We start from the raw sequence: 4,155 nt of genomic DNA, 5'->3' as shown, positions 1-4,155 counted from the left end.
AAATATAAATGAATTGCAATAAGGGTAAAAATAAGGGTAGTAAAAAGCACACATTTTCCACCTGTAAAAGATGGGCCATGTGTGCTTTCTATGTAATACTCCCGTTTTCTATTGGTCGTGATTCACGACCTTTGCCCTTTGTCCGCGCCGGTTTATTTTTCCGTGTGATTTTCCATGCGCCAACGCTCCACAGTTTTCACATGAAGCAAAGCCCAGCGCAGGAACTCCACATCATCCTTGTTACGGTTGACGATGCACTCAATCTGATCGCGCAGTTCTTCTTTATTATCCATTGTTGGCCTCCTTCTTATACATCGCGCTTTCAAGGGCTGCGATGTATGATAGCGCATTTTGCAGGTATATCGTGTTATCCTTGTTGCGGTTGAGGATTGCGTCAATCTGACTGCGGATTTCGTTGCTTCTATTCATTGTTGTGCCCTCCAAACGCCCGTATAGCCTGATAGCGCAGCTTTGTGTTTACAGCCAGCCCAACAGTTTGAGCCCATAGAGGGTCAGCAGGGCGGCCAGAGTGTACAGTGCCAGCCGGTCTTTCATGCGATCACGCCACGCAAAAGCGGGTGGCGGTCGTGGTTTTGGTGAAGCGGGCGGCCAGATCAGGGGCGGCGGCCTTGATGGCCTTGCCGTCCAAGCGGCTTGTGGTTACAGTTTTCAGCGTGACTTTGTGGGTGCCAACGTCCATGCGCTCCACATCCCGGCGGGACATTTCGGCCGAGATCGTGGCCTTGATGGTTTCCATCTCGGCCTGTGCGGCTTCGATAAGCTGCTGCGCTTCCTTGTACTGCTCCACGAGGGAAAGAAGTTCGATACTGCTCATGGCGTTACCTCCTTGAGATTACGGGCAGCCCATGCTATAATAGAGTTGCCCTTGTTGGGTTTGGCATCGCGGTTTGCTTGGTCGGCGTTCGTGGTGCCTTTTCGTTTGTCTATTCGGTTGCAGGCGGCCAGTGCCCGATGCTTGTTTATCCCTTTCGTGCAAGTACGTTACGCAGTCTGTTTCTGGCGCTTGTCGGTGTTCCCCTGAGGTTTTCACCGTGCCTTGTCCCTTTCGACAATTTTATTATACTATATCGCTATCGTTATATCAATAGACATATTGCACAAACATATAACGATAGCACCGTATAATTTGTATATCGCTATCGCTATGCTTTTGTGGTATAATGCTCTTGAGGTGATTAGATGCCGGTTAGTAAAGCTCAAATTAAAGCCACAACAAAGTATGAGGCTGCTAAATATGACAAGATCCTTGTCAGGATGCCAAAGGGGCAGAGGGCTGAAGTCCAAGCAGCCGCAGACGCCGCCGGGGAGAGCCTGAACGGGTATATCGTGAGTGCGGTCAAGCAGCGGATGGAAAAGGAATCTGGCGGGGAGGGAAAATAACAATGCCGATGTTTACCATCGTGGGCGGCGTCAATGGAGCCGGGAAAAGTAGTCTGTCCGGCGTGCTGAAAGACTGCCTGGACGATTTGGGCGTGATCGTAGACCCTGACAAGATCACCGCGCAGCTTGGTGGCGACGAATATGCAGGCGGCCAAGCAGCAGTTGCAAAATTGCAGGACTGTCTTGCGCAGCGCATTGACTTCACAGAGGAAAGTACTCTTTCAGGCAGCTTTTCCCGCAAGATGGCCCATGCCGCCCGTGATGCCGGGTACACGGTCCGGCTGTACTATGTGGGGCTGGACACGGCGCAGGAATCCATACAGCGCATTGCAAACCGTGTGGCGCACGGCGGTCATGATATTGCGGCGCAAGACGTGGAACGCCGCTTTTCCAGGCGCTTCCGTGACCTTGCAAAGCTGCTGCCTTTGTGCAATGAAGCCACCTTCTACGACAACAACAACGGATTCCGGGTGGTGGCGTTCTACCGAAACGGGGAAATCGTGACGGCCACAGAAACGCCCCCTACGTGGCTTTTGGCACTCAGGAAGGAAATTGTCCTTTGACAGGGTGTAAACGCTTATAGCGCGCCCCACAGGGCGCTGGCAGCCTGTGTTATCGTGTTCTTGGGATTGGAGAGACCAACGGCCCCCGGTGGGTCGTTCTGAACTACCAGGAATCGTGAAGAAAATACTTGACTGTTCCGCCGGGTATGGCATATAATACAGGTAGGCAAGGAAGTTGGCGAGACAACCAAGCCTGACACGCAAAAAGCAGCCCCCGGAGAGGTAGGCACTCTCCGGGGGTCATTTTGTGCTTACTTGCCCTTGCCGTGACCATCAAGCCACTTGCGGATGTAGTAGGCGACTACACTCGCTCCGACGGACACAAGGAAGTTGGCGAAATATTCCAATGCCGACACCTCCTTTCTGTTGCCAGATTGGAGAAGGGCAGCAGGGACAGTATAGCACAGTTCGGCAGGATTCGGCAAGGCAGATGAGCCTTTGTCCGATTCAAAACGAATGGCTCCATTGGAGCCATTTGTTTTTTGGCATTCGCATTGCCAACAGATTTTCCATCAGTGGGTATGGCAAAAGGGGTCTCCATTTCGGAGCCCCCTTTCTTCAGCGAATAATCAGGCAAATGGGGTGAACGAAATGTTCACCGTCAATGGTCCCCATATTACCATCATCAACGAAAGCGGCCTGTACAGCCTGGTGCTTTCCTGCAAGCTGACATAATCATAGAAAAAGGGGCCGCCCCGATGCAGGGGCAGCCCCTTTTTTATATTAGAACCCCTCAACAGCAGTGCCGGAAAGCTGTTCCCATTTGTCCGCCATAGATGCGGCATGGCCGGAACTGTACCGTCCCCCAGCTCGGCCGCTGCAATAGTCGCTGATTCTGCACAGGTCGTCGAAGCTGCGCATGATACGGTTCTTCCCATTGCGGCACTGGTCGGCAAGCATATAGAGCGCACCGCGCGTTTTTGCGTCCGTATTCTTATCGGCTGCGGATTCCTGTGCATACTTTGCGATAAGGCGAAGCATGGTCGGGTTGTTGTCGTACTTGTCGACCAGGGTAAAATAATCGTCAGCGGTCAGAATACCCGATTTCAGCAGTTCCAGCGCGTTAGCGTCTACGACGTCAGGATTGGCGGCAGAATTGGCGTGTACGGCCTTTTCAAGGTCGCTCCGAATCCGTGCTTTCTGCCGGTCGAAGTCCGCCCAAACGCGCGTCTCCGTCGCTCTCAGGGCCTGTTCCGCTTTCAGCAGGTCGGCTTTTGCAATCTGCCGCCGCAGTTCGTTTTCCCCCTTATATGTTTCCTGCTGCCATGCCTGGGCGGCGTCGTTGTCCTGCTTTGCGCTCTGCAAATTGTTGTAAGCGGTGCTGAATTCATCGCGGGCCGCCTTGAAAGCGTCGTCGAGTTTCTTCGCGTACTGGTTATACTGGCTCATTGTTTTTTCTCCTTTCGATGGTTACAGAGGGACCAGAGGGCGCAGCCCTCTTTACATACAAATAAAGTTTGCTTGTCTCCGAACGGGCACCGCTTGCCGGTGGTGGAGCCTTCCCCAGTCACAAGCCCGCAGCCGGTTTCGCCGTACAAGGCGCACTGTGATGTACATTTGGAAATAAAGGGGCAGTCTCCCCAGCTTTTAGGGCGGGGCGGTTCAATCTCTTTTGGGGGTGCGGGCATATTGTCAGCGTCAAACGTGCCATAGCTGGTTGTGATCTGCATCGGATACTCAATGCAACCATGTCCCACACGCCGGAACCGCCGCCCGTTTTCGTCGATCTCCCAGGGGCCGGGCGGTTCATTTTGATAACGGTTGCTCAAATTCGTCATCCTTTCTTAGCTATAATGTCAAATTGAAAATGAGGCAGGCCGTAGCCTGTGGAATCCCGTTCCAATTCTCGGTTTGCGTCAGCAACGGCACAGAAGGCCGGAACTACTTGATTTACCCAAGTTTGACCCTCAATCCGCTTTCCGCAATGGGGGCAAGGCGCTGCCTGTTGGCTATTCCAGTTGTCACGTTCGTACACTTCTCAATGCTGTCCACAATAGCCGCAGTAGATACGCATAAACGCCATTGTTGCACCTCCCTTCTTTACGCGGACAGGCCGCGCTTGTAGTAAATCAGACGGTCCAGGGCATAAGCGCAGGCGTCTATAGTGTGATTGTCCTTGTCTGGTAGCCTGGAAAGGAAATTCCCGTCCTTGTCGGTCTCATACTCATAGCCCACAAACTCCCGATATGCG

The 4,155-nt window shown here is 52.9% G+C and carries 7 protein-coding genes; 2 read left to right on the top strand and 5 right to left on the bottom strand.

The window, feature by feature from the left end; genetic code table 11:
- Positions 1-152: 152 nt before the first annotated feature.
- The 3 genes from Q0526_RS02335 to Q0526_RS02325 all read right to left on the bottom strand — a co-directional run bounded on the left by Q0526_RS02335 (position 153) and on the right by Q0526_RS02325 (position 835).
- Positions 153-293, bottom strand: coding sequence for a hypothetical protein (locus Q0526_RS02335; RefSeq protein ID WP_298730472.1), 141 nt, complete (start codon positions 291-293; stop codon positions 153-155).
- Positions 286-429: a hypothetical protein gene (locus tag Q0526_RS02330; protein WP_298730469.1), complete on the bottom strand. Its 144-nt coding sequence runs from the start codon at positions 427-429 to the stop codon at positions 286-288. Before Q0526_RS02330 ends, Q0526_RS02335 begins: the two co-directional genes overlap by 8 nt.
- A 130-nt stretch (positions 430-559) precedes the next feature.
- Complete coding sequence (locus tag Q0526_RS02325; protein ID WP_298730467.1) at positions 560-835, bottom strand: hypothetical protein; 276 nt, start codon at positions 833-835, stop codon at positions 560-562.
- Between the two features lie 365 nt (positions 836-1,200).
- Between Q0526_RS02325 and Q0526_RS02320 the strand changes: the two genes are divergently transcribed.
- Both Q0526_RS02320 and Q0526_RS02315 read left to right on the top strand, forming a co-directional pair.
- A complete protein-coding gene (locus Q0526_RS02320) occupies positions 1,201-1,401 on the top strand; it encodes an Arc family DNA-binding protein (RefSeq protein WP_298730465.1) in 201 nt (66 codons plus the stop codon).
- A 2-nt stretch (positions 1,402-1,403) separates the two neighbouring features.
- On the top strand, positions 1,404-1,964 hold the full coding sequence (locus tag Q0526_RS02315) for a zeta toxin family protein (protein WP_298730463.1): 561 nt from the start codon (positions 1,404-1,406) through the stop codon (positions 1,962-1,964).
- Positions 1,965-2,687: 723 nt separating this feature from the next.
- Here Q0526_RS02315 and Q0526_RS02310 read toward each other — a convergent pair.
- On the bottom strand, positions 2,688-3,353 hold the full coding sequence (locus Q0526_RS02310) for a hypothetical protein (protein ID WP_298730462.1): 666 nt from the start codon (positions 3,351-3,353) through the stop codon (positions 2,688-2,690).
- The gene (locus tag Q0526_RS02305; RefSeq protein WP_298730460.1) at positions 3,350-3,733 is read right to left on the bottom strand and encodes a hypothetical protein; all 384 of its coding nucleotides are present in this window, start codon (positions 3,731-3,733) and stop codon (positions 3,350-3,352) included. The genes Q0526_RS02310 and Q0526_RS02305 overlap by 4 nt, the downstream gene beginning before the upstream one ends.
- Positions 3,734-4,155: the final 422 nt, after the last annotated feature.

The sequence above is a fragment of the uncultured Subdoligranulum sp. genome, from assembly GCF_937890665.1.
The sequence above is the reverse complement of the archived record's forward strand: the minus strand, read 5'-3'. Positions and strand labels throughout refer to the sequence as shown.